General features: G+C 57.3%; 2 protein-coding genes. Both read left to right on the top strand.

What is annotated here, in order from left to right; translation table 11 throughout:
• Nucleotides 1-234, top strand: a 234-nt coding sequence (locus SB771_RS33560; RefSeq protein WP_410721861.1) for a hypothetical protein, incomplete at its 5' end; no start/stop codon positions are given.
• Nucleotides 231-417: hypothetical protein (locus tag SB771_RS33555; protein ID WP_410721860.1), on the top strand; the 187-nt coding region annotated here is incomplete at its 3' end. The genes SB771_RS33560 and SB771_RS33555, both read left to right, overlap by 4 nt.

Below are 417 nucleotides of genomic sequence, written 5' to 3'. Positions count from 1 at the left end.
GCAGTGGACTATCTGGCACGGCATGGTGAAGCGCGGGTGCGTGAAGCGGGTGAGGCGCAGCGCAAGAGCGTTGGCAACGAACATGGGTCACGTGATTGCCGTGTGAAGCGTAAGACCGGTTGGGGGCCCTCAGGCAAACACAAGAACTGGCGGTGTGAGCCGCTTTCTTTTGCCTACTTTTCTTTGCGGCGGCAAAGAAAAGTAGGTGCCGCCCCGCACAGGGGCGACGCTTGAAGCAAGCTAACAAATCGCGGATGCCAGCGAAAAGTCATAACGCGGATGCCAGCGCAAAGGCAAAAAAACCCGACCGGATGCCACCGCAAAGCACACCGAACCACCCAGCGTCGCAGACAAAAAAAACCTGTCAAACAACACTCTTAGACTGCTTCACAATCGTCAGCGCCGCCGCGATCATCG

Source organism: Burkholderia sp. SIMBA_051, assembly GCF_046534915.1.
GTDB lineage: Bacteria > Pseudomonadota > Gammaproteobacteria > Burkholderiales > Burkholderiaceae > Burkholderia > Burkholderia ambifaria.
Note: the sequence above shows the minus strand (reverse complement) of the source record. Positions and strands in the feature narration are given on the sequence as shown.